Origin of the sequence: Pseudomonas sp. CVAP#3, assembly GCF_018986375.1 — a bacterium.
Lineage (GTDB): Bacteria > Pseudomonadota > Gammaproteobacteria > Pseudomonadales > Pseudomonadaceae > Aquipseudomonas > Aquipseudomonas helvetica.
This window is the reverse complement of sequence record NZ_JAHMSC010000012.1, coordinates 40861-60380: the sequence shown is the minus strand read 5'-3', so window position 1 is coordinate 60380 and position 19520 is coordinate 40861. Positions and strand designations below refer to the sequence as shown.

Here is a 19520-nt window from a genome sequence, read left to right as displayed (position 1 = left end):
CCGCGGATTATAGCGATGGTTTCTCGGCTGTGCTATCCGAAAAGTCTGAAACTGCGATACGAAGAAAGGTTGCGGCGAATTCGTCGGCGGGTAGAGGCAGGCTGACGATGTAGCCCTGGATCTGTTCGCAACCCTCGGCAGTCAGGAATTGCTGCTGCGCGTGGGTTTCAACGCCTTCGGCTATGATCGTGAATTGCATGCTGCGGCCCAGGGCAATAATTGCGCGGACAATGGCGGCATCATGCGGGTCGTCCGGCAGTCCGCGGACAAAGGACTGGTCAATTTTCAGGAAATCCAGCGGCAAGCGTTTGAGGTAGCTCAACGAGGAATAACCGGTGCCGAAGTCGTCGATGGCCAACTGCACGCCCAGACGTTTGAGTTGATGCAGGACTTCAAGTGCCTCTTCGGCCTGGCTCATGATGAAGTTTTCGGTGATTTCCAGTTGCAGGAAGCCCGGTTTGAGGCGGTTGTCCTTGAGCAGTTGTTCGATGCGGACCAGCAGGTTCGGCTGGCGTAGTTGCGCTCCGGCGAGGTTGACTGATAGTGGGCCGAAACCTTCATAGCGCTGGTTCCACTCGTGCATCTGCAGGCAGGCCTGTTCCAGTACCCAGTCTCCGATTTGCAGGATCATGCCGTTTTCTTCGGCCAGCGGGATGAAGTGCTCGGGCGGCACATCGCCGAAAGCTGGATGCCGCCAGCGGATCAGGGCTTCGGCGCCTACCAGGCGCGGATGAGTAAGGCTCACTTTGGGTTGATAGAACAGCGTCAGCTCATTGCGCTCGATTGCGCGGCGCAGTTCATGCTCCAGTGCCACGCGTTCGCTGGCCTGTGCGGTCAGGTCGCGGGTATAGCTTTCAACCCTGTTGCGACCTTTGGCTTTGGAGCGGTACATCGCGGCATCGGCGTTTTTGACCAGCGTGGCGACGTCGCTGCCGTCATTGGGGTAGAGGCTGGTGCCAATGCTGGCGCTGATGAAGAACTCATGCTCGCCAGCCTGGAAGGGCGCTGTGAAGCAGTTCAGCAGCTTGTTGGCAATATGGTCGGCGTCGCTGGCTTGCTGCAGGCCCGGCAGCAGGATGATGAACTCGTCACCGCCCAGCCGCGCCACGGTATCGATGTCCCGAAGTTGCTCTTTAAGCCGCACCGCGATGCCTTTGAGCAGCAGGTCGCCAACCGGATGACCCAGGCTGTCGTTGATGTGCTTGAAGCGATCGAGGTCAAGGAACAGCACTGCGCCCTGGCCACCGTTTTCTTGCTGGTTGTTGAGCGCGGTCAGCAGGCGGCTTTCGAAAAGCGTCCGGTTTGGCAGACCCGTCAACGGATCGTGGTGGGCCTGATAGTCGAGTTTGGCCTGGGCGTGCTTGAGGCTGGAGATGTCGGCAAATACCGCAACGAAGTGGGTGATGAACCGGTCTTTATTGCGCACCGCACTGATGGTCAGCCAACTGGGGTACAGCTCGCCATTCTTGCGGCGGTTGGAAATTTCGCCCTGCCAATGCCCTTCGGCGGTCAGTTGATGCCACATCGCAGCGTAAAAGGCGCTGTCATGCAGGCCTGAGGCGAGCAGCCTTGGCGTATGGCCCAGGGCTTCGGTTTCGCTGTAGCCGGTGATCTCGGTAAACGCGCGGTTGACGGCACTGATGTGCTGTTGGGTGTCGGTGATCAATACACCTTCTGCAGTGCTCTCGAATACCGTGGCGGCCTGTTGCAGTTTTTCCTGCATCAGATGCCGCTCGGTAATATCCCGGGCGATGGTCAGCATGCAATCGTCATCGCCAATCGGCAGCGGCCGGCTGGACATCTCGCAGAGACGGATCTGCCCATCGTTGCGACGTATATGGCAACTGAAGTCACGCACGAAGCCGTCGCGTTTCAACAGGTCGAGCATCTGCCGGCGTTCATTCAGGTTGACCCAGATGCCGAGGTCGAAGGTCGAGCGGTCCAGCGACATTGCACTGTTGAAGCCGGTGATGCGGCTGAAGCCTTCATTGACCTCGATCAGCAGGCCGTCGCTCACACGTGACAGCAACAAGCCGTCAGGGGAGGCATGGAAGGCTTTGGCAAATTTCTCTTCAGAGGTTTGCAGTTGTTGTTGGGTTTCCTTGAGCTGGCTGATGTCACGCACTACCACGACCAGTGCGGGGGTGGTGTCGAGTTCGAAGGGTTCGGCGGAGATCAGGCCGGTGAACACCTGGCCATTGCTGCGACGAAAGGGCATCTCCAGATTGCGAATACTGCCGGCTTGCAAGCGCTGCAAGAGCCCGGGGCCGACACCGGCGATGCCCCAGATGTTCAGCTCGGTGGCGGTCCGTCCGATCACTTCTTCGGCAGTGAGGCCGATTTGCTCTTCGAACGCCTCGTTGACCTCCAGCAGACAACCGTCGGACAGACGTGCAATGACCAGAATGTCCGGGCATTGCTGGAACACCGAGGCAAACTTCTGCTCGGAGAGGCGCAAGGCTTCTTCGGTTCTTTTGGCTTCGCTGATGTCGATCATCAGCCCGCGCAGTATCGGCTCGTGGCAGTGCTCTATCAGGCTGACGATGTCGCGTACCCAGAGGCAGCGCCCGTCGGCAGTGATCACCCGGTAATCGAGGCTGTGATCGCGTCCGGCAAGTACTTCGTGATCACAAAATGCCTGGGCGCGCGTGAGGTCGGCGGGGTGGATGATGTTGCGCCGGAAACCCGGAATCAGCCAATGGGACAAGGGGTATCCGAGCAGGCCTTCGGCATGGGGAGACACGTAGCTGTACGTAAAATCGCTGATTCGCGCTTCCCAGGCTATCGCCGAAAGGCTCTCCACCAGGCCGCGGTAATGGTATTCGCTGGTGCGCAGCTCCTGTTCCAGGGCTACCCGGCGGGAAATTTCCGAGCTCAAGCGGCGATTGATGCGGATCACCACGGCCAGAACGGTGACCAGCAGCAGTACGCCGGGCAAGCCGTACATCAGCAGGTCGGACCAGAAGGTGCGGTGGTCGAGGACATTCCCGACCCAATGCTCCTGGATGGCGCTGATTTCACCGGGGCTCATGTCCGCCAGTACTTTATCCAGAATGCCGACCAGCATTTTGTCGTCTCGCGGTACGCCCATCGCCAATTGGTAGCGATACGGCGTTTCGCCGCTGACGTAGAGCCCGTCGAGTTTGAGTTGGCGAAGGCTCCAGACGCTTGAGGCCAGATCGCCGACTACCGCGTCGACCTCGTCGGTGGCCAGCGCCTGCAAGGTCGAGCTGACATTGGGCATGGGGACCAGATTGAGGTCAGGATGGTGGGTGCGCAGCAGTTCATGGGGGGCGTAGTTTTCCACGACGGCAACTTTCAGGCCGTAAAGGTCTTCCAGCTTGTGCGGCTGTGCACCTTTCACATGGGCCAGGATGACGATCGGAAAGTCCAGATAGGGCCGCGTGAACGCGAGGTAACTCTGCCGTTCGGGCGTCGACATGACGCCGGGCAAGAGGTCCAGCTTGCCTTGTTTGGCCTGTTCCAGAACTTCGGTCCAGCTCACAGGCTCAATCGGCGTGACCTTGATTGCCAGGCGATCACGCACGATGTTGATGTAGTCAGCGGCAAGGCCTTGATAGCGACCTTGTTCATCGCGAAATTCAAACGGTGGCCAGGAAGCGTCGACACCCAGGCGCAGTTCCGGGTGAGCAGCAAGCCAGGCACGTTCTTCGTCGGTCAGAGTCAGCGCGCCAGCCGTTGTGGTCCAGGTCATCAGCAATAGCAAAAGCATGGCCGGCAGTCTGGGCATAACGGTCTCGTTATGGCTTGGGGGGAATGTTTCGAGTGTAGACGGGCTATGCGGCGGGAGCGAAGCGGAGGGGATTTAATCTACAGAAAGCAAAACCCCCGGCAGGGCCGGGGGTTTTGTGATCACTCGTCGAGGAAGGAGCGCAAATGCTCGCTTCTCGTCGGGTGGCGCAGCTTGCGCAGCGCCTTGGCTTCGATCTGACGAATCCGCTCACGGGTAACGTCGAACTGCTTACCAACCTCCTCGAGGGTGTGGTCGGTATTCATGTCGATACCGAAGCGCATGCGCAGAACCTTGGCTTCACGGGCAGTGAGGCCGGAGAGAACTTCGCGAGTCGCTTCTTTAAGGCTCTCAACGGTAGCAACATCGATTGGCGACTGCATGGTCGAGTCTTCGATGAAGTCACCCAGATGGGAGTCTTCGTCATCACCGATCGGGGTTTCCATGGAGATCGGCTCTTTAGCGATCTTCAATACCTTGCGGATCTTGTCCTCAGGCATTTCCATGCGTTCGCCCAGCTCTTCCGGGGTCGGTTCGCGACCCATCTCCTGCAACATCTGGCGGGAAATGCGGTTGAGCTTGTTGATCGTCTCGATCATGTGCACCGGAATACGGATGGTGCGGGCCTGGTCGGCGATCGAGCGAGTGATCGCCTGACGGATCCACCAGGTGGCATAAGTCGAGAATTTGTAGCCGCGGCGGTATTCGAACTTATCTACCGCTTTCATCAAACCGATGTTGCCTTCCTGGATCAGATCGAGGAATTGCAGGCCACGGTTGGTGTACTTCTTGGCGATCGAGATCACCAGACGCAAGTTGGCTTCGACCATCTCTTTCTTCGCGCGGCGGGCTTTGGCCTCACCGATCGACATACGACGGTTGATGTCCTTGATCTCGGCAATCTTCAAGCCGGTTTCGGCTTCAAGTGCGGTCAGCTTCTGCTGGCAGCGAACGATGTCGGCCTGCAGGCGACCAATGGCTTCAGCGTATTTGCTTTTGCCCTTGGCCAGTGCTTCGGTCCAGCTTTCGTCAACTTCGTTGCCCGGGAACTGGCGCAGGAAGTCGGCACGCGGCATGCGTGCATCACGAACGCAAAGTTGCATGATCGCGCGCTCTTGCTGACGCAGACGATCCAGGGCGCTACGTACGCGCTCAACCAGGCCTTCGAATTGCTTCGGAACCAGTTTGATCGGCATGAACAGCTCAGCCAGCGCCAACATCTCGGCAATGGCCTGCTTGTTTTCACGACCGTGCTTTTTCAGCGCCTTGCGGGTGATTTCCATCTGATCGGCCACAGCGCCAAAACGCTGTGCTGCGATGACCGGATCCGGACCGCTTTCGGCTTCTTCTTCGTCGTCACTGGCTTCAGCGTCGTCGTCATCGGTGTCGTCATCCGCTTTCACGGCTTTCGGGTCGACAGGCGGCGGCACTTCTGCAGCAGGCGGCGCAATGCCGTCGTCCGGGTCGATATAACCGCTCAGGACGTCGGACAGGCGGCCACCTTCGGTGGTGACGCGAGTGTATTCGGAGAGAATGTGGTCAACCGTGCCAGGGAAGTGCGCAATTGCGCCCATCACTTCACGGATGCCCTCTTCAATACGTTTGGCGATTTCGATTTCGCCTTCACGTGTGAGGAGCTCTACGGTACCCATTTCGCGCATGTACATGCGCACTGGGTCGGTAGTGCGACCAATGTCGGTCTCAACCGCTGCCAACGCTGCCGCCGCTTCTTCTGCGGCTGCTTCGTCGGTATCGGCGTCGGCCAGCATAAGGGAATCCTTATCTGGCGCAACCTCGAATACGTTGATCCCCATGTCATTGATCATGCGGATGATGTCTTCCACCTGTTCCGGATCTGAAATATCCTCCGGCAGGTGGTCGTTGACCTCCGCGTAAGTCAGGTAACCCTGCTCACGACCAAGGGTGATCAACTCTTTGATACGAGACTGCTGTTGCGCTTTTCCGGACATAACACCCTATCCACTGAAGGTCTTGGCGGGCAAAAAACAAGCCGAGGATTATACCTTAGCTATGACCTCACGCGCCACTTGAGGTCGGGTTTGATGCGGAAACATTCCGTTTTAGTAGGTCGCGCATCTGATTTGCTATTTGATTCGCTTCCTCGGCAGTCAATCCTGGCTGCCGTGCTTTCTTGATGAGGTCGTCGAGGGTCTGCGTGTGCTGACCCGCTGATAACCTAGTAATGGTGTCTAAAAACTGTTGTTCAAGGTTGTCACCTTCAATTAACCACTCCTTTTCCGCGAGTGCTTTAAGCAGGCGTCCTTGCTCGGTTCCATGCCAGCGGGCCATTAGCTGGATAGAGTTTAGCTTAGGATTTTTTTGCACGGCCTCGATCAGGGCTATTAGCAGTTGCGCATAAGTGTTGCTTTCATTTGCAAAGTGGTCGGCGGTCTCAACTTTGCCGGCCAGTTGCGGGTGATGGATTAGTGTGCGCAACGCAATCAAGGTGGGGGCCTCGACAGCAATCGGGGTGCGGGGTGGACTTCGCTCGTCGCGTTTGCCTTTCTTGTCCCAGGGTTTGTTATCCCATTTCTTGCCGCCGCTGCCCGGTTTTTTCGGCGTCCACTCCTGCTGAGGCACATAGGCCTCTTGCGGTTGGTGGTAGTCGGAATAGTCCGGCATGGCGTCGTAATCGATGCCGGGGTCGTAGGCGGGAGGCGCATCCTGTGGTGCGCTGTGCACCAGCTGACTGACGGCTTCGCTGTTCAGGCCGGTAATTTCGGTCAGGCGCTGGCGCATCAGAGTGCGCAGGTTGGCCCCCGGGACTTTGTCGATCAGCGGCGCGGCGAGGGTGGCCATGTGGGCCTTGCCTTCGAGCGAGCGCGGATCGGACTCCTCGATCAACTGCTGAAAAAAATAGTCTGCCAATGGCTGGGCGTGTTGATTGATCCGCGCGCGAAAGGCGTCGGTGCCTTCAGAGCGGATCAGTGTGTCCGGGTCTTCGCCTTCGGGCAGGAACAGGAAGCGCGCACGCCGTCCGTCTTGCAGGCTCGTAAGCGTTGACTCCAGGGCGCGCCACGCGGCATTGCGGCCAGCCTGGTCGCCGTCGAAGCAGAACAGCACGTTGGGCACCACGCGAAACAGCCGCTTCAAGTGTTCTTCGCTGGTGGCGGTGCCGAGTGTGGCGACGGCATTGCGCAGGCCTTGCTGGGCCAGGGCGATGACGTCCATGTAGCCTTCGACGACGATGATCTCGTCGAGATTGCGGTTATTCTTGCGTGCTTCATACAGGCCGTAGAGTTCCTGGCCTTTATGAAATACCGGGGTTTCCGGTGAGTTCAGGTATTTCGGTTTGTCGTCGCCCAGTACTCGGCCACCAAACGCGATGATGCGCCCGCGGCTGTCGCGAATCGGGAACATCACGCGGTCGCGAAAGCGATCGTAGCGTTTGCCGGTTTCGGCGTTCTCGATCAGCAGGCCGGCGTCGATCATGGCTTTTTGTTGCAGGGTGTCGCTGCTCAGGTGCTTGAACAGATTATCCCAGCCCGGAGGTGCGAAGCCGAGGCCGAAATCGCGGGCGATCTCTCCGGTCAGGCCGCGACCCTTCAAGTAGTCGACAGCTGCTTTTCGCGCCGGATGGCTTTTCAGTGCCTGGCGGTAGAAATCAGCAGCGGCGGTCAGCAGTGGGTAGAGCGGCGAGTCGGTCGGTTGTCGCGGTTTATGCGGGCGACCGCTTTCCTCGCGGGGGATTTCCATGCCGGCGGCTTTGGCCAGTTCTTCGACAGCCTGGGGAAAATCCAGGTTGTCGTGGTCCATGATGAAGCCGAGGGCGTTGCCACCAGCGCCGCAGCCAAAGCAGTAATAAAACTGTTTGTCCGGGCTGACGCTGAAGGAGGGGGTTTTTTCTTTGTGAAACGGGCAGCAGGCGGTGTAGTTCTTGCCGGCTTTTTTCATTTGCAGGCGCGAGCTGACCACATCGACGATGTCGGTGCGGTTCAGAAGGTCGTCAATAAAGCTCTGGGGAATTAGCCCGGCCATGGCGTTCTCGTCATCACTGCGCTGAAAATCTAACCCGCGCGAAAGGCGGCCTGATGCTAGTCATTATGTTGAGGCGCGGAGGATGTGCGGCTCGACCAGGTATCGTCTGCGTATTCGCTGTCGGGAAGTGTATCTGCCGAAAATCCGCTGGCGTTAGTGCTCATCGGTATTCGACTGTTTGAAAGTGTTGCGCTGAGTCCGCATTGGCCAATGGGAGGCCTCGGATAGCTCAAAAGTGGGCACGCAAAATCGTGCCTTGGGCTGATCGTCGTGAGAGGAATCAGTAAAAGGTTGTGCTCGTCAGTAGCCTTGGAAGGCTCGTCAGAAGAGACGTGCACCGCTGGCAAAAGAGCCAGGTCTGACGTGTGAAGCAGGTTTGTCTCGGTCGCGTCTGCGGCTTTGACAGTGAAGCATCAAGCGATATCCGCAAATGCCATAAGCCCGGCTGAGGGCCGGGCTTGGCAGAAGCTTGCTACGAACGTCTGCGTATTAGTACAGACGAACGGCGCGGCGCTGCTCGCGCTGAACTTTCTTGGCGTGACGCTTAACAGCGGCTGCTGCTTTACGCTTACGCTCAGAAGTCGGCTTCTCGTAAAATTCGCGGCTACGAACTTCAGCCAGAACACCGGCTTTTTCGCAGGAGCGCTTGAAACGACGCAGAGCTACGTCGAAGGGTTCGTTCTCTTTAACTTTGACGGCTGGCATCCAGAGCTACCTTCATTCATTACCGGGGTCAACATCCTCGCGGCAAAAGTGCACTTGAAGACGTCGGTTTTTAAGGGTTGCGGATGTTAACCCCTCATCGCTCGGAATGCAAAGCCTCTGATCGAAAACCGCTGGTCGGGGCATCACGTGGCGACTATTATGCGCGCCTTCGAATTTAGCCTAAACAAGGCGCAAACCCATGCTAGTACTGGGATTAGAAACCTCCTGCGACGAAACCGGCGTCGCACTTTACGACAGTGAAAAAGGCCTGTTGGCCGATGCACTGTTCAGCCAGATCGACCTGCATCGCGCCTATGGTGGCGTGGTGCCGGAGCTGGCCTCGCGTGACCACGTCAAACGTATGCTGCCCTTGATTCGTCAGGTGTTGGCTGAAGCCGACTGCGTGCCGACCGAGATCGATGCCATCGCCTACACCGCGGGTCCTGGCCTGGTCGGGGCTTTGCTGGTGGGGGCTTCCTGCGCTCAGGCGCTGGCGTTTGCCTGGGGTATTCCAGCCTTGGGTGTGCACCACATGGAAGGCCACTTGCTGGCGCCGATGCTGGAGCCGCAACCGCCCGAATTTCCGTTCGTCGCTTTGTTGGTGTCCGGTGGTCATACCCAGCTGGTTCGAGTCGATGGCATCGGTCAATACGAGTTGTTGGGCGAGACGCTGGATGATGCTGCCGGTGAGGCGTTCGACAAGACGGCGAAGATGATGGGCCTCAATTACCCTGGTGGTCCGGAAATCGCACGATTGGCCGCGCAAGGCGTCGCCGGACGTTTCGTGTTCCCGCGTCCGATGTGTGATCGACCGGGTCTGGACTTCAGTTTCAGCGGCTTGAAAACCTTTGCCTTGAACACGTGGCAGCAGTGCGTCAGCGCTGGGGACGACGGCGAGCAAACACGCAGCGACATCTCGCTGGCCTTCCAGCAGGCAGTGGTGGAGACTCTGACCATCAAGTGCAAGCGTGCCCTGAAGCAGGCGGGCCTCAAGCGTCTGGTGATCGCTGGCGGCGTCAGTGCAAACAAGGCTTTGCGTGTGTCCCTGGAGAAAATGCTTGGCGACATGAAGGGCGACGTTTACTACGCACGTCCGGAGTTCTGCACCGATAACGGCGCGATGATCGCTTTTGCCGGGTGTCAGCGGTTACAGGCCGGTCAGCAGGAAAGTCTGGCGATCAGCGTGCAGGCGCGTTGGCCGATGGAGCAGTTGTCACCTGTGTAAAGACGGGTGAGCTAGGTTCGCACTCGGCAAGAGTATTTAAAAATGCCGTTCGCGCCCGGCAAACAGGTCGCGTAGATTGCCGCGATGGCGCCAGACGATCAGTGCTGTCAGTGCGCTCATGGGCAGCAATGCTCCCGGCTCCTGCCAGGCCAGCAGTGGCAGGGTCAGGGGCGTGGCGATCAGGGCGGCCAGCGAGCTGGTGCGTGTGAGGTAGAAGGTCAATAGCCATGCGCCGATAGCCAGAAGCGCCGCCGGAGGGTAAAGCCCCAGCAGCATGCCGGCAGCCGTTGCTACACCTTTGCCACCGCGAAAGCGGAAGTACAACGGATACAGATGGCCGATCACGGCATAGACGCCGACCCAGGCCTGTTGCTGTACCGAGAGGCCCGCAAGCCCTGCAATCAACACGGGTAGCAGGCCTTTGCAGAGGTCGCCGAGCAAGGTCAGGACGGCGAGTTTTTTGCCGGCCAGGCGTAACATGTTGGTGGCGCCGGCATTGCCCGAGCCACTCATTCGCGGATCGGGGTTACCGGTCAGGCGGCTGAGCAAAATGGCAAAGGACAGAGAGCCAAGCAGGTAGGCGAGGATCGCCAGTAACCAAAACATGCTAACTATTCCGGGCGAGGACGCCCTGATTCTAACGGCGCATTGCGCCCTTGTCGTGCTGCGGAGAAGAGTGCTTGGACAGAGTGTTTATCGAGGGCCTGGAAGTCGACACGGTGATCGGTGCCTACGACTGGGAGCGTGGCATCCGTCAGTGCCTGCGTCTTGATCTGAATTTCGCCTGGGACAATCGCCCGGCAGCGGCGGGTGATGACCTGGCCCTGGCGCTCGACTACGCCAGTGTGACAGCACGTATTCAGGCGTTTGCCGAGCAGGCGCAGTACCAACTGGTTGAAACCTTTGCCGAGCGTCTGGCCGAAGTCTTGATGAGCGAATTCAAGATTACCTGGCTGCGCCTCAAGCTGACCAAGCCGGGGGCTATCCCGGCTGCAACGGGCGTAGGCGTGGAGATCGAGCGCGGATGTCGCTAACTCAGGTATTTCTTGGGCTCGGCAGCAATGTCGAGCGCGAAGCTCATTTGCAGGCGGGGCTGGAAGCGCTTGCCGGTTTTCTGGTGGATATACGCTGTTCGGCGGTGTTCGAAAGTCAGCCGGTGGGGATCAAGAGCGGGCCTTTTTTCAATTTCGTGGTGTCGGCGTTTACCGATCTGCCGTTGATGGAACTGGACCGTCGGTTGAAGTTTATCGAGGCCGACAATGGTCGTTATGCCCCCGATCGCAAGGGCTTGCCGTTGGATATCGACGTGCTGCTGTATGGCGATCTGGTGGGTAATTTCGACGGATTGATCCTGCCTCGAGCGGAAATCCTGAAAAATGCCTTTGTGCTGTGGCCGTTGTCGCTTATAGCGCCGGACAGGGTGCATCCGGGTGTAGGTAAAAGTTTTGCCTCTCTGTGGAGTGAGGCGAAGATTGATCAGGTATTGGCGCCGGTTGCGTTTGAGTGGCGCGGTGAGCAGTTGACCCCTTCGAATCTGCTGTGACCTTGATGACGCCATTGCGGGCAAGCCTTGCTCCTACAGTATTGTGTCGTACGCCATTTACGCGCTCGGCATAGGTCTCGTAGGAGCAAGGCTTGCCCGCGATGCTTTTCAAGCAGACGCCGCCTCTTTGTAGGCCTTCAGCGCCTTGAGCCGTTCGCGCTTGAGCGCCTCGCCCAGCTCCGGGCCTTTGAATCCCTGCTCCAGCAATGGCTGAACCGCCACGGTGCGTGCGGCGGTCGCTGCGCCTCGCAAATAATCCGCTTGTGGATAACTTCTCTGTTCAAGACCTTTCCGGCCACGGGCATCCATTTCGCAGGCGTTGATGAATTCTTCAAAGCGCTGTGGCCGTCGGTAAACGTCGAAGCTCTGCAGCAATTCCAGCAATGTCGACGGCTTCAGTTCCAGTGCGCGGTGACCATGGGTGTGGTATTCGCCTACCAGCAACGCCAGCTCCTGGCAGTCGCGCGGGGCCTTGAAGCGCTCGTTGACCGCTTTGATCAGCCGCAGGCCCTTGTGCTCGTGAGCGATGTGTCTGGGCCACTGGCTCTCAGGTGTCAGGCCTTTGCCCAGATCATGCAGCAGGCAGGCCCAGCGCACGGTCAGCGGCTGCTTGTGCAGCGCGGCCTGTTCGAGAACGCTCAGGGTGTGGACGCCGCTGTCGATTTCCGGGTGGTGGGCTTCGGGTTGTGGCACACCGAACAGCGCGTCAATCTCGGGGATCAAGACTTTCAGGGCGCCACAGTCACGCAGAACCTGGATGAATACGCGCGGCTGATCTTCCATCAGGGCGCGGGAAATTTCTTTCCAGCTGCGCTCTGCGGTCAGCGCCTCAAGCTCGCCTGACTCGCTGAGCTGGCGCATCAGTTCCAGGGTCTCCGGGGCTACCGTGAACCCGAGCCCGGCATAACGCGCGGCGAAACGGGCAACACGCAGTACACGGAGAGGATCTTCGGCGAACGCGGGGGAAACGTGGCGAAGCAGGCGTGCTTCAAGGTCGCGCTGGCCATGATACGGATCGGTCAATCGACCGTGATCGTCTTCGGCCATGGCATTGATCGTCAGATCGCGACGAATCAGGTCTTCTTCCAGGGTGACTTCCGGGCTGGCATGGAAGGTGAAGCCGCCGTAGCCGCGTCCGCTTTTGCGTTCGGTGCGGGCAAGCGCATATTCCTCGCCGCTTTTGGGGTGAAGGAATACCGGAAAATCGGCGCCTACCGGGCGATAGCCCTTGGCGAGCATTTCTTCGGTGCTGGCGCCCACCACCACCCAGTCGATGTCGGTAACAGGCTTGCCGAGCAGGCGATCACGGACCGCGCCGCCGACTTTATAAATCTGCATAAAAAACCTCCGTTAGCCCGACAGGATAACCCTTGCGTCGAACTTTCGGAGGTCCGGCTGACATCAAAGATGAATGACGGCGAGGTCCATCCGGCCGTATTCGCCCTCGCTATGCTCGCCTTTGGGCGGGACATGATGGGTTTTCATGATCTGGTCGCCTTGCAGGGTTTCCAGGTGAATATCGAAGCCCCAGAGGCGGTGCAGGTGCTTGAGCACTTCCTCGGTGGAGTCCCCGAGTGGTTTGCGATCGTGTTGCTGGTGACGAAGCGTCAGCGAGCGGTCGCCACGGCGGTCGATGCTGTAGATCTGGATGTTCGGTTCGCGGTTACCCAGGTTGTACTGTGCTGCCAGGGTTTCACGAATGATTCGATAACCTTCCTCGTCATGAATGGCCGGCACCAGCAGGTCGTCCTTCTGGTCGTCATCGAGAATGCTGAACAGTTTCAGGTCGCGGATCACCTTGGGTGACAGATACTGCAGGATGAAACTTTCGTCCTTGAAGCTGCTCATCGCGAATTTGATGCTCGACAGCCAGTCGGTCCCGGCGATTTCCGGGAACCAGCGGTAATCCTCTTCGGTGGGCGCTTCGCACATGCGTCGAATGTCGCGGTACATGGAAAAGCCCAGGGTGTAGGGGTTGATGCCGTTGTAGTAAGGGCTATCGAACCCAGGCTGGAAGACCACGCTGGTGTGAGACGTCAGAAACTCCATCATGAAGCCGTCAGTCACCAGGCCCTCGTCGTACAGGTCGTTCACCAGGGTGTAGTGCCAGAACGTCGCCCAGCCCTCGTTCATGACTTGAGTCTGACGCTGTGGATAAAAGTATTGCGCGATCTTGCGCACGATCCGCACGATTTCCCGTTGCCAGGGCTCCAGCAGTGGGGCGTGTTTTTCGATGAAGTAGAGGATGTTCTCCTGCGGTTCTGCCGGAAAACGTGCGTTGTCCTTCTCGTTGTACTTGTCTGCGCCTTTTGGAATGGTGCGCCACAGGTCGTTGATCTGCTTTTGCAGGTGTTCTTCACGATCCTTTTGCCGGCGCCGCTCTTCTTCCGCGGAAATCGGGTAAGGGCGTTTGTAGCGGTCGACACCGTAATTCATCAGGGCGTGGCAGGAGTCCAGCAAGTCTTCCACAGCATCGATGCCGTGGCGTTCCTCGCATTGCATGATGTACTGCTTGGCGAACACCAGGTAATCGATGATCGAGCTGGCGTCGGTCCAGGTGCGGAACAGGTAGTTGCCTTTGAAAAAGCTGTTGTGGCCGTAGCAGGCGTGGGCCACCACCAGTGCCTGCATGCAGATGGTGTTTTCTTCCATCAGGTAGGCGATGCACGGGTCCGAGTTGATCACGATCTCGTAGGCCAGCCCCATCTGGCCGCGACTGTAGGACTTCTCGGTACTGAGGAAGTGCTTGCCATAGGACCAGTGGTGGTAACCCAGTGGCATGCCGACGGAGGCGTAGGCGTCCATCATCTGTTCGGCGGTAATTACCTCAATCTGGTTGGGGTAGGTGTCCAGCGCGTAGCGGGCCGCAATACGGCTGATTTCCCGGTCGTAGGCCTGAATCAGCTCGAACGTCCATTCGGAGCCGGTGGAGATGGGTTGGCGCTTCTGCTCTTTGGCGGTCATGTCACTAACCTGCGCTGGAAGAGTTCACGGAAGACCGGATAGATATCCCCGGCCGAAACCAGTTGCTGCTGGGCGAATGTGTCGGAAAAGGCTTCGCTGATACGCTCGTATTCGTACCACAACGCCTGATGTTCGCGAGGAGTGATTTCCACATAAGTGTAGTACTGCACGAACGGCATGATCTGGTTGATCAGAATGTCCCGGCAGATCGGCGAGTCATCGTTCCAGTTGTCGCCGTCGGAAGCCTGCGCGGCGTAGATGTTCCAGTCGTTGCTCGGATAACGCTCGGCCATGATCTCCTGCATCAGTTTCAGGGCGCTGGAAACGATAGTGCCGCCGGTTTCGCGCGAGTAGAAGAACTCTTCCTCGTCGACCTCCCGGGCGCTGGTGTGGTGGCGGATGAACACCACATCAATTTTTTCGTAGTTACGCTTGAGGAACAGATACAGCAGGATGAAGAACCGTTTGGCGATGTCCTTGGTGGCCTGGGTCATGGAGCCGGAAACGTCCATCAGGCAGAACATGACCGCCTTGGAGCTGGGGTTGGGCTGCTTGATCAGCAGGTTGTACTTGAGGTCGAAGGTGTCGAGAAACGGCACGCGATTGATGCGCGCGCTCAAGCGCTCGATTTCTGCCTCGATTTCCTGAATATCGCCGAAGTTGTCTGGTTCTTCCTGTTTAAGTCGCGCCAGTTCCTCTTTTGCTACCCGCAGTTTCTCCCGGCTGCTGCCTGAGAGTGCGATACGCCGAGCATGGGCCGAGCGCAGGGTGCGGATGATGTTGATCCGTGAAGGATTGCCTTCGTTGCTGATGCCGGCGCGCACGGTCTTGAAAGTGTCAGTGCCGCTCAGGTTGCGCTTGACCAGGTTTGGCAGCTCCAGGTCCTCGAACATGAACTCGAGAAATTCTTCCTGGGTGATCTGGAACACAAACTCGTCCATGCCCTCGCCGGAGTTGCCGGCCTTGCCGGGGCCTCTGCCGCCGCCACCTCCCGGCGGACGAGCAATATGCTCGCCGCTGGTGAACTCCTTGTTGCCGGGATGCACGATGGTCTGCTTGCCGCCGCGACCATGGTGAAGCACTGGCTCGTCGATATCGCGGCCAGGAATGCTGATTTGCTCACCGTGCTCCATATCGGTAATGGAACGCCGGCTGACCGCCTCTTCGACGGCCTTCTTGATGTGATCACGGTAGCGCCGCAGAAACCGCTGACGGTTTACCGTGCTCTTGTTCTTGCCATTAAGACGTCGGTCGATCACATAGCTCATGACTGCTCCTTAGAAGCTGTCTTGAGAAATCGCGAGCAAGTCTGGCGGTAATGGGCGCGGGGCAGGAGGCGCGATCTTGCGCCTCCCGTACCACCTGCGCGTTGCCTGGACTTCGCTGCCGATTTCCAAACACCTTCCTGAAACCTGTGTAACAGAAATTTGTCATGCAGGCTCCGGGCTAACGACAACCGGTCTGACCGGCAGCGTGTTTACTGCGATTTCCTGACCCGCAGGTACCACTCGGAGAGCAGTCGTACCTGTTTGTCGGTGTAGCCGCGCTCGACCATCCGTGTAACGAAGTCGTTGTGTTTCTGCTGGTCCTCTTTGCTGGCCTTGGCGTTGAAGCTGATGACCGGCAGCAGATCCTCGGTGTTCGAGAACATTTTCTTCTCGATGACCACCCGCAGCTTCTCGTAGCTGAGCCAGGTCGGATTCTTGCCGTTGTTGTTGGCCCGGGCACGCAGGACGAAGTTGACGATTTCGTTGCGGAAATCCTTCGGATTGCTGATGCCCGCCGGTTTCTCGATTTTCTCCAGCTCTTCGTTGAGGGCTACGCGGTTGAGGATCTCGCCGGTTTCCGGATCGCGGTATTCCTGATCCTGAATCCAGAAGTCCGCGTAGAGCACATAGCGGTCGAAGATGTTTTGCCCGTATTCGCTGTAGGACTCCAGGTAGGCGGTCTGGATTTCCTTGCCGATGAACTCGATATAACGCGGCGCCAGGTACTCTTTCAGGAAGCGCAGATAGCGCTCGCGGGTTTCCGCCTGGAACTGTTCCTGTTCGATCTGTTGTTCCAGCACATAGAGCAGATGCACCGGGTTGGCGGCGATTTCATGTGGGTCGAAGTTGAAGACTTTCGACAGGATCTTGAAGGCAAACCGGGTCGAAAGACCGTTCATGCCTTCGTCGACGCCAGCGGTGTCGCGGTACTCCTGAATCGACTTGGCCTTCGGATCGGTATCCTTGAGGTTTTCACCGTCATACACGCGCATTTTCGAGTAGATGTTCGAGTTTTCCGGCTCTTTGAGGCGTGAGAGCACGGTGAACTGGGCGAGCATCTTCAGGGTGTCGGGTGCGCAGTGGGCCTTGGCCAGGGAGCTGTTGAACAACAGCTTGTCGTAGATCTTCACTTCGTCGCTGACCCGCAGGCAATACGGCACTTTGACGATGTAGATCCGGTCGATGAAGGCTTCGTTGTTCTTGTTGTTGCGGAAGGTGTGCCACTCCGATTCGTTGGAGTGCGCCAGCAGGATCCCGGTGAACGGAATCGCGCCCAGGCCTTCGGTACTGTTGTAGTTGCCTTCCTGGGTGGCGGTCAGCAATGGGTGCAGCACCTTGATCGGTGCCTTGAACATTTCGACGAATTCCATCAGGCCCTGGTTGGAGCGGCAGAGTGCGCCCGAGTAGCTGTAGGCATCGGCGTCGTTCTGCGGGAATTCTTCCAGCTTGCGGATATCGACTTTACCGACCAGCGCCGAGATGTCCTGGTTGTTTTCGTCACCCGGTTCGGTCTTGGCCACGGCGATCTGGTTGAGAATCGACGGATAGAGTTTGACCACCCGGAACTGGCTGATATCACCGCCGAATTCGGCCAGGCGTTTGGTTGCCCACGGCGACATGATGGTGTTCAGGTAGCGCCGCGGAATGCCGAAATCCTCTTCGAGGATCGCACCATCCTCCGTGGCGTTGAACAGCCCCAGCGGCGACTCGAACACCGGAGAGCCCTTGATGGCATAGAAGGGCACTTTTTCGATCAGCTGTTTCAGTTTCTCGGCCAGGGACGATTTACCGCCACCGACAGGACCGAGCAGGTAGAGGATCTGTTTCTTCTCTTCCAGGCCCTGAGCTGCATGGCGGAAGTAGGAGACGATCTGGTCGATGCATTCTTCCATCCCGTGGAAGTCTTCAAAGGCCGGATACCGACGGATCACCTTGTTGGAAAAGATGCGTGACAGCCTCGAGTTGGTCGAGGTGTCCAGCAGTTCGGGTTCGCCGATTGCCAGCAGTAGACGCTCGGCGGAGGACGCGTAAGCGCTGCGGTCCTTTTTGCACAGTTCGAGATACTCCTGCAGAGAGAGCTCTTCCTGCCGTGTGGACTCGAAGCGTTGTTGGAAGTGGCTAAAGATACTCATGACGTCACCTCGCTCGATACGTGGAGCCGACGTCGGATCAGTCAGTGGATGCTGGCAAGCAACTGAAAGTGCAGCTGCCTTTTACCCCCCTGAACACCTTCAAAGCTATCAACCCTGAAAGCTACTCCCGATGATCCGCGCGCCGGTGTACCGGCTCTCCCCTGTTTTGGATGGCCTGAGGCTAAGGATAGTTCGGAATCCGCAAGGTAAAGGGGCAATGCGTAATTTGTTATGACTGACCGTTCGTCAGCCCACGGCGGGCGTGGGCTAGAGCGTGTAAAAAAATTATTCGGAAGTGCCTTGCGCCGTTTCCGAAGGATAAGTCGTACGCCACAGCTCAAAACCACCGTCCATGCTGTAGACATCGGAAAAGCCCTGACTGATCAGGTAAGCCGCAGCGCTCTGGCTGGAGTTACCGTGATAGCAGACCACCACGGTCGGCGCGTCGAGGTCGGCAGCGCGGATAAAGTCGGAGATGGAGTGGTTGTCCAGGTGCTTCGAACCGCTGATGTGGTTCAAGGCAAACGTCTGTGGATCGCGGACGTCGACTACCACCGCGCCTTGTTCGCGCAATGCCTGGGCTTGTTCTGGGGGGATGCGTTTGAATTCGCTCATGGCGGGCTCCTGTGGCCTGACTGAAAGCGCAGCCTAGCGCTTGGCGCTGGCCGACAATAGTTCGGGGGTCGTTGGGGGGACATACGGCAGGGTGTGGCCCTGGGCATCGCATTTGCAATGCAGGCGCTCGCCGGTATCAACGTTCATCAAGGTCATCGAGCCACCCCAGACACAACCGCTGTCCAGGGCGAAGATGCCCGGTTCATTACATTTACCTTCGAGCGCGGCCCAGTGGCCGAAAATGATCTTCTTTCCGCGGGTCTTGCGTTGCTGGTGTGAAAACCAGGGGGCGTAACCGGGTAGCGCGCTATCGAGACCTTCCTTGCTCTTGAGATCAAGCTTGCCGTCGCTGGTGCAAAAACGCATGCGGGTGAAGTAGTTGGTGATCACCCGCAGGCGGGCTACACCTTTAAGGTCGCCGTCCCACTTAAGCGGTTCGTTGCCATACATGCCATCGAGGTAGGGCGCGATGCGGTTGTCGTCACGCAATGCTTCTTCGACTTCGGCGGCGCACTTCAAGGCTTTGCGCAGGGACCACTGCGGCGGTATACCGGCATGGACCAACGCAATATCGCGCTGTTCGTCGTAGTGCATGAGCTTTTGCTGGCGCAGCCACTCAAGCAGGTCCTCGCGATCCGGGGCTTCGAGGATTTCGCGCAGGGTGTCGGCTTTGCGCAAGCGTTCGATGTTGTAGCCGGCAGCCAGCAAGTGCAGGTCATGGTTGCCCAGTACGCACACCAGCGATTCGCGGATGCTATAGAGAAAGCGCAGGGTTTCCAGCGATTGCGGGCCGCGGTTGACCAGGTCGCCGACCAGCCACAGATGATCCGTTGCAGGGTCGAAGGCAACCCGCTTGAGCAGGCATTGCAGTGGTTCGAGGCAGCCTTGCAGGTCGCCGACGGCGTACGTCGCCATCAGTGCAGGGCTCCGGGCACCGCCAGGCGGAAAGGCGCGATGATGGCGTCGAAGTGTTTACCGTCTTCGGCGAGCATTTGATAAGTCCCCTGCATGTTGCCAACGCGGGTGGTCATCACGGTGCCGCTGCTGTAGGTGTGGCTCTGGCCGACACCGATCAGCGGTTGCAGGCCAACCACGCCTGCGCCACGAACCTCTTCGACATGCCCGTCGCCATCGGTGATCACCCAGTGCCGCGAGAGCAACTTGGCCGGTAGCAGGCCGTTGTTCTGTACGGTAATGGTGTAGGCGAAGGCAAAGCGGTTCTGCTCGGGTTGCGATTGTTCTGCCAGATAGCGGGTGACGACGCTGACGTCGACCTGATAACGAGGATCGGACATGCAAGAGGCCTTAAAAGCAAAGC

15 protein-coding genes are annotated in these 19520 nt (G+C 58.3%); 3 read left to right on the top strand and 12 right to left on the bottom strand.

The window, feature by feature from the left end; all coding sequences use genetic code 11:
- Positions 1-7: 7 nt before the first annotated feature.
- The 4 genes from KRR23_RS19790 to rpsU form a co-directional block, all read right to left on the bottom strand.
- Positions 8-3751, bottom strand: a complete 3744-nt coding sequence (locus tag KRR23_RS19790) for a bifunctional diguanylate cyclase/phosphodiesterase (protein WP_216743878.1) — start codon at positions 3749-3751, stop codon at positions 8-10.
- Positions 3752-3873: 122 nt separating this feature from the next.
- Entirely contained in the window at positions 3874-5721 is a 1848-nt protein-coding gene (gene rpoD, locus KRR23_RS19785) for an RNA polymerase sigma factor RpoD (RefSeq protein WP_019693936.1), read from the bottom strand.
- 67 nt (positions 5722-5788) lie between these two features.
- A complete protein-coding gene (dnaG, locus tag KRR23_RS19780; protein WP_054594323.1) occupies positions 5789-7750 on the bottom strand; it encodes a DNA primase in 1962 nt (653 codons plus the stop codon).
- Positions 7751-8239: 489 nt separating this feature from the next.
- Positions 8240-8455 (bottom strand): 30S ribosomal protein S21, encoded by a 216-nt coding sequence (gene rpsU / locus KRR23_RS19775; RefSeq protein WP_002551877.1) that lies wholly within the window; start codon positions 8453-8455, stop codon positions 8240-8242.
- A 199-nt stretch (positions 8456-8654) separates the two neighbouring features.
- Between rpsU and tsaD the strand changes: the two genes are divergently transcribed.
- Complete coding sequence (gene tsaD, locus KRR23_RS19770; RefSeq protein WP_054594322.1) at positions 8655-9680, top strand: tRNA (adenosine(37)-N6)-threonylcarbamoyltransferase complex transferase subunit TsaD; 1026 nt, start codon at positions 8655-8657, stop codon at positions 9678-9680.
- 36 nt (positions 9681-9716) lie between these two features.
- On the opposite strand, the gene plsY is transcribed toward tsaD, so the two are convergent.
- The gene (gene plsY / locus KRR23_RS19765; RefSeq protein WP_054594321.1) at positions 9717-10286 is read right to left on the bottom strand and encodes a glycerol-3-phosphate 1-O-acyltransferase PlsY; all 570 of its coding nucleotides are present in this window, start codon (positions 10284-10286) and stop codon (positions 9717-9719) included.
- A 74-nt stretch (positions 10287-10360) separates the two neighbouring features.
- On the opposite strand from plsY, the gene folB reads away from it, so the two are divergent.
- Together folB and folK are read left to right on the top strand one after the other, a co-directional pair.
- The gene (folB, locus tag KRR23_RS19760; RefSeq protein ID WP_054594320.1) at positions 10361-10714 is read left to right on the top strand and encodes a dihydroneopterin aldolase; all 354 of its coding nucleotides are present in this window, start codon (positions 10361-10363) and stop codon (positions 10712-10714) included.
- Positions 10705-11223: a 2-amino-4-hydroxy-6-hydroxymethyldihydropteridine diphosphokinase gene (gene folK, locus KRR23_RS19755; RefSeq protein WP_103319629.1), complete on the top strand. Its 519-nt coding sequence runs from the start codon at positions 10705-10707 to the stop codon at positions 11221-11223. The genes folB and folK overlap by 10 nt, the downstream gene beginning before the upstream one ends.
- A gap of 108 nt (positions 11224-11331) precedes the next feature.
- Here folK and KRR23_RS19750 read toward each other — a convergent pair whose 3' ends face one another.
- The 7 genes from KRR23_RS19750 to apaG form a co-directional block, all read right to left on the bottom strand.
- Positions 11332-12561, bottom strand: a complete 1230-nt coding sequence (locus tag KRR23_RS19750; RefSeq protein ID WP_216743877.1) for a multifunctional CCA addition/repair protein — start codon at positions 12559-12561, stop codon at positions 11332-11334.
- A gap of 63 nt (positions 12562-12624) precedes the next feature.
- Positions 12625-14187, bottom strand: a complete 1563-nt coding sequence (locus KRR23_RS19745; RefSeq protein WP_216743876.1) for a SpoVR family protein — start codon at positions 14185-14187, stop codon at positions 12625-12627.
- Positions 14184-15455, bottom strand: coding sequence for a YeaH/YhbH family protein (locus KRR23_RS19740; RefSeq protein WP_054594316.1), 1272 nt, complete (start codon positions 15453-15455; stop codon positions 14184-14186). Before KRR23_RS19740 ends, KRR23_RS19745 begins: the two co-directional genes overlap by 4 nt.
- A 209-nt stretch (positions 15456-15664) precedes the next feature.
- A complete protein-coding gene (locus tag KRR23_RS19735) occupies positions 15665-17587 on the bottom strand; it encodes a PrkA family serine protein kinase (RefSeq protein ID WP_123424092.1) in 1923 nt (640 codons plus the stop codon).
- Between the two features lie 285 nt (positions 17588-17872).
- Positions 17873-18202 carry a thiosulfate sulfurtransferase GlpE gene (glpE, locus tag KRR23_RS19730; RefSeq protein ID WP_216743875.1) on the bottom strand — a complete coding sequence of 110 codons (330 nt, stop codon included), beginning with the start codon at positions 18200-18202 and terminating at the stop codon, positions 17873-17875.
- Between the two features lie 33 nt (positions 18203-18235).
- The gene (locus KRR23_RS19725) at positions 18236-19117 is read right to left on the bottom strand and encodes a symmetrical bis(5'-nucleosyl)-tetraphosphatase (protein WP_216743874.1); all 882 of its coding nucleotides are present in this window, start codon (positions 19115-19117) and stop codon (positions 18236-18238) included.
- Complete coding sequence (apaG, locus tag KRR23_RS19720; protein WP_216743873.1) at positions 19117-19497, bottom strand: Co2+/Mg2+ efflux protein ApaG; 381 nt, start codon at positions 19495-19497, stop codon at positions 19117-19119. The genes KRR23_RS19725 and apaG overlap by 1 nt, the downstream gene beginning before the upstream one ends.
- Between the last annotated feature and the right edge of the window lie 23 nt (positions 19498-19520).

What these genes read in the sequence shown, in the direction of transcription:
- tsaD (WP_054594322.1), top strand. Translation starts at nt 8,655, where the DNA reads ATGCTAGTACTGGGATTAGAAACCTCCTGCGACGAAACCGGCGTCGCA.
- plsY (WP_054594321.1), bottom strand. Translation starts at nt 10,286, where the DNA reads ATGTTTTGGTTACTGGCGATCCTCGCCTACCTGCTTGGCTCTCTGTCC.
- KRR23_RS19740 (WP_054594316.1), bottom strand. Translation starts at nt 15,455, where the DNA reads ATGAGCTATGTGATCGACCGACGTCTTAATGGCAAGAACAAGAGCACG.
- dnaG (WP_054594323.1), bottom strand. Translation starts at nt 7,750, where the DNA reads ATGGCCGGGCTAATTCCCCAGAGCTTTATTGACGACCTTCTGAACCGC.
- rpsU (WP_002551877.1), bottom strand. Translation starts at nt 8,455, where the DNA reads ATGCCAGCCGTCAAAGTTAAAGAGAACGAACCCTTCGACGTAGCTCTG.
- apaG (WP_216743873.1), bottom strand. Translation starts at nt 19,497, where the DNA reads ATGTCCGATCCTCGTTATCAGGTCGACGTCAGCGTCGTCACCCGCTAT.
- KRR23_RS19790 (WP_216743878.1), bottom strand. Translation starts at nt 3,751, where the DNA reads ATGCCCAGACTGCCGGCCATGCTTTTGCTATTGCTGATGACCTGGACC.
- KRR23_RS19725 (WP_216743874.1), bottom strand. Translation starts at nt 19,117, where the DNA reads ATGGCGACGTACGCCGTCGGCGACCTGCAAGGCTGCCTCGAACCACTG.
- KRR23_RS19745 (WP_216743876.1), bottom strand. Translation starts at nt 14,187, where the DNA reads ATGACCGCCAAAGAGCAGAAGCGCCAACCCATCTCCACCGGCTCCGAA.
- KRR23_RS19735 (WP_123424092.1), bottom strand. Translation starts at nt 17,587, where the DNA reads ATGAGTATCTTTAGCCACTTCCAACAACGCTTCGAGTCCACACGGCAG.
- rpoD (WP_019693936.1), bottom strand. Translation starts at nt 5,721, where the DNA reads ATGTCCGGAAAAGCGCAACAGCAGTCTCGTATCAAAGAGTTGATCACC.
- KRR23_RS19750 (WP_216743877.1), bottom strand. Translation starts at nt 12,561, where the DNA reads ATGCAGATTTATAAAGTCGGCGGCGCGGTCCGTGATCGCCTGCTCGGC.
- folK (WP_103319629.1), top strand. Translation starts at nt 10,705, where the DNA reads ATGTCGCTAACTCAGGTATTTCTTGGGCTCGGCAGCAATGTCGAGCGC.
- glpE (WP_216743875.1), bottom strand. Translation starts at nt 18,202, where the DNA reads ATGAGCGAATTCAAACGCATCCCCCCAGAACAAGCCCAGGCATTGCGC.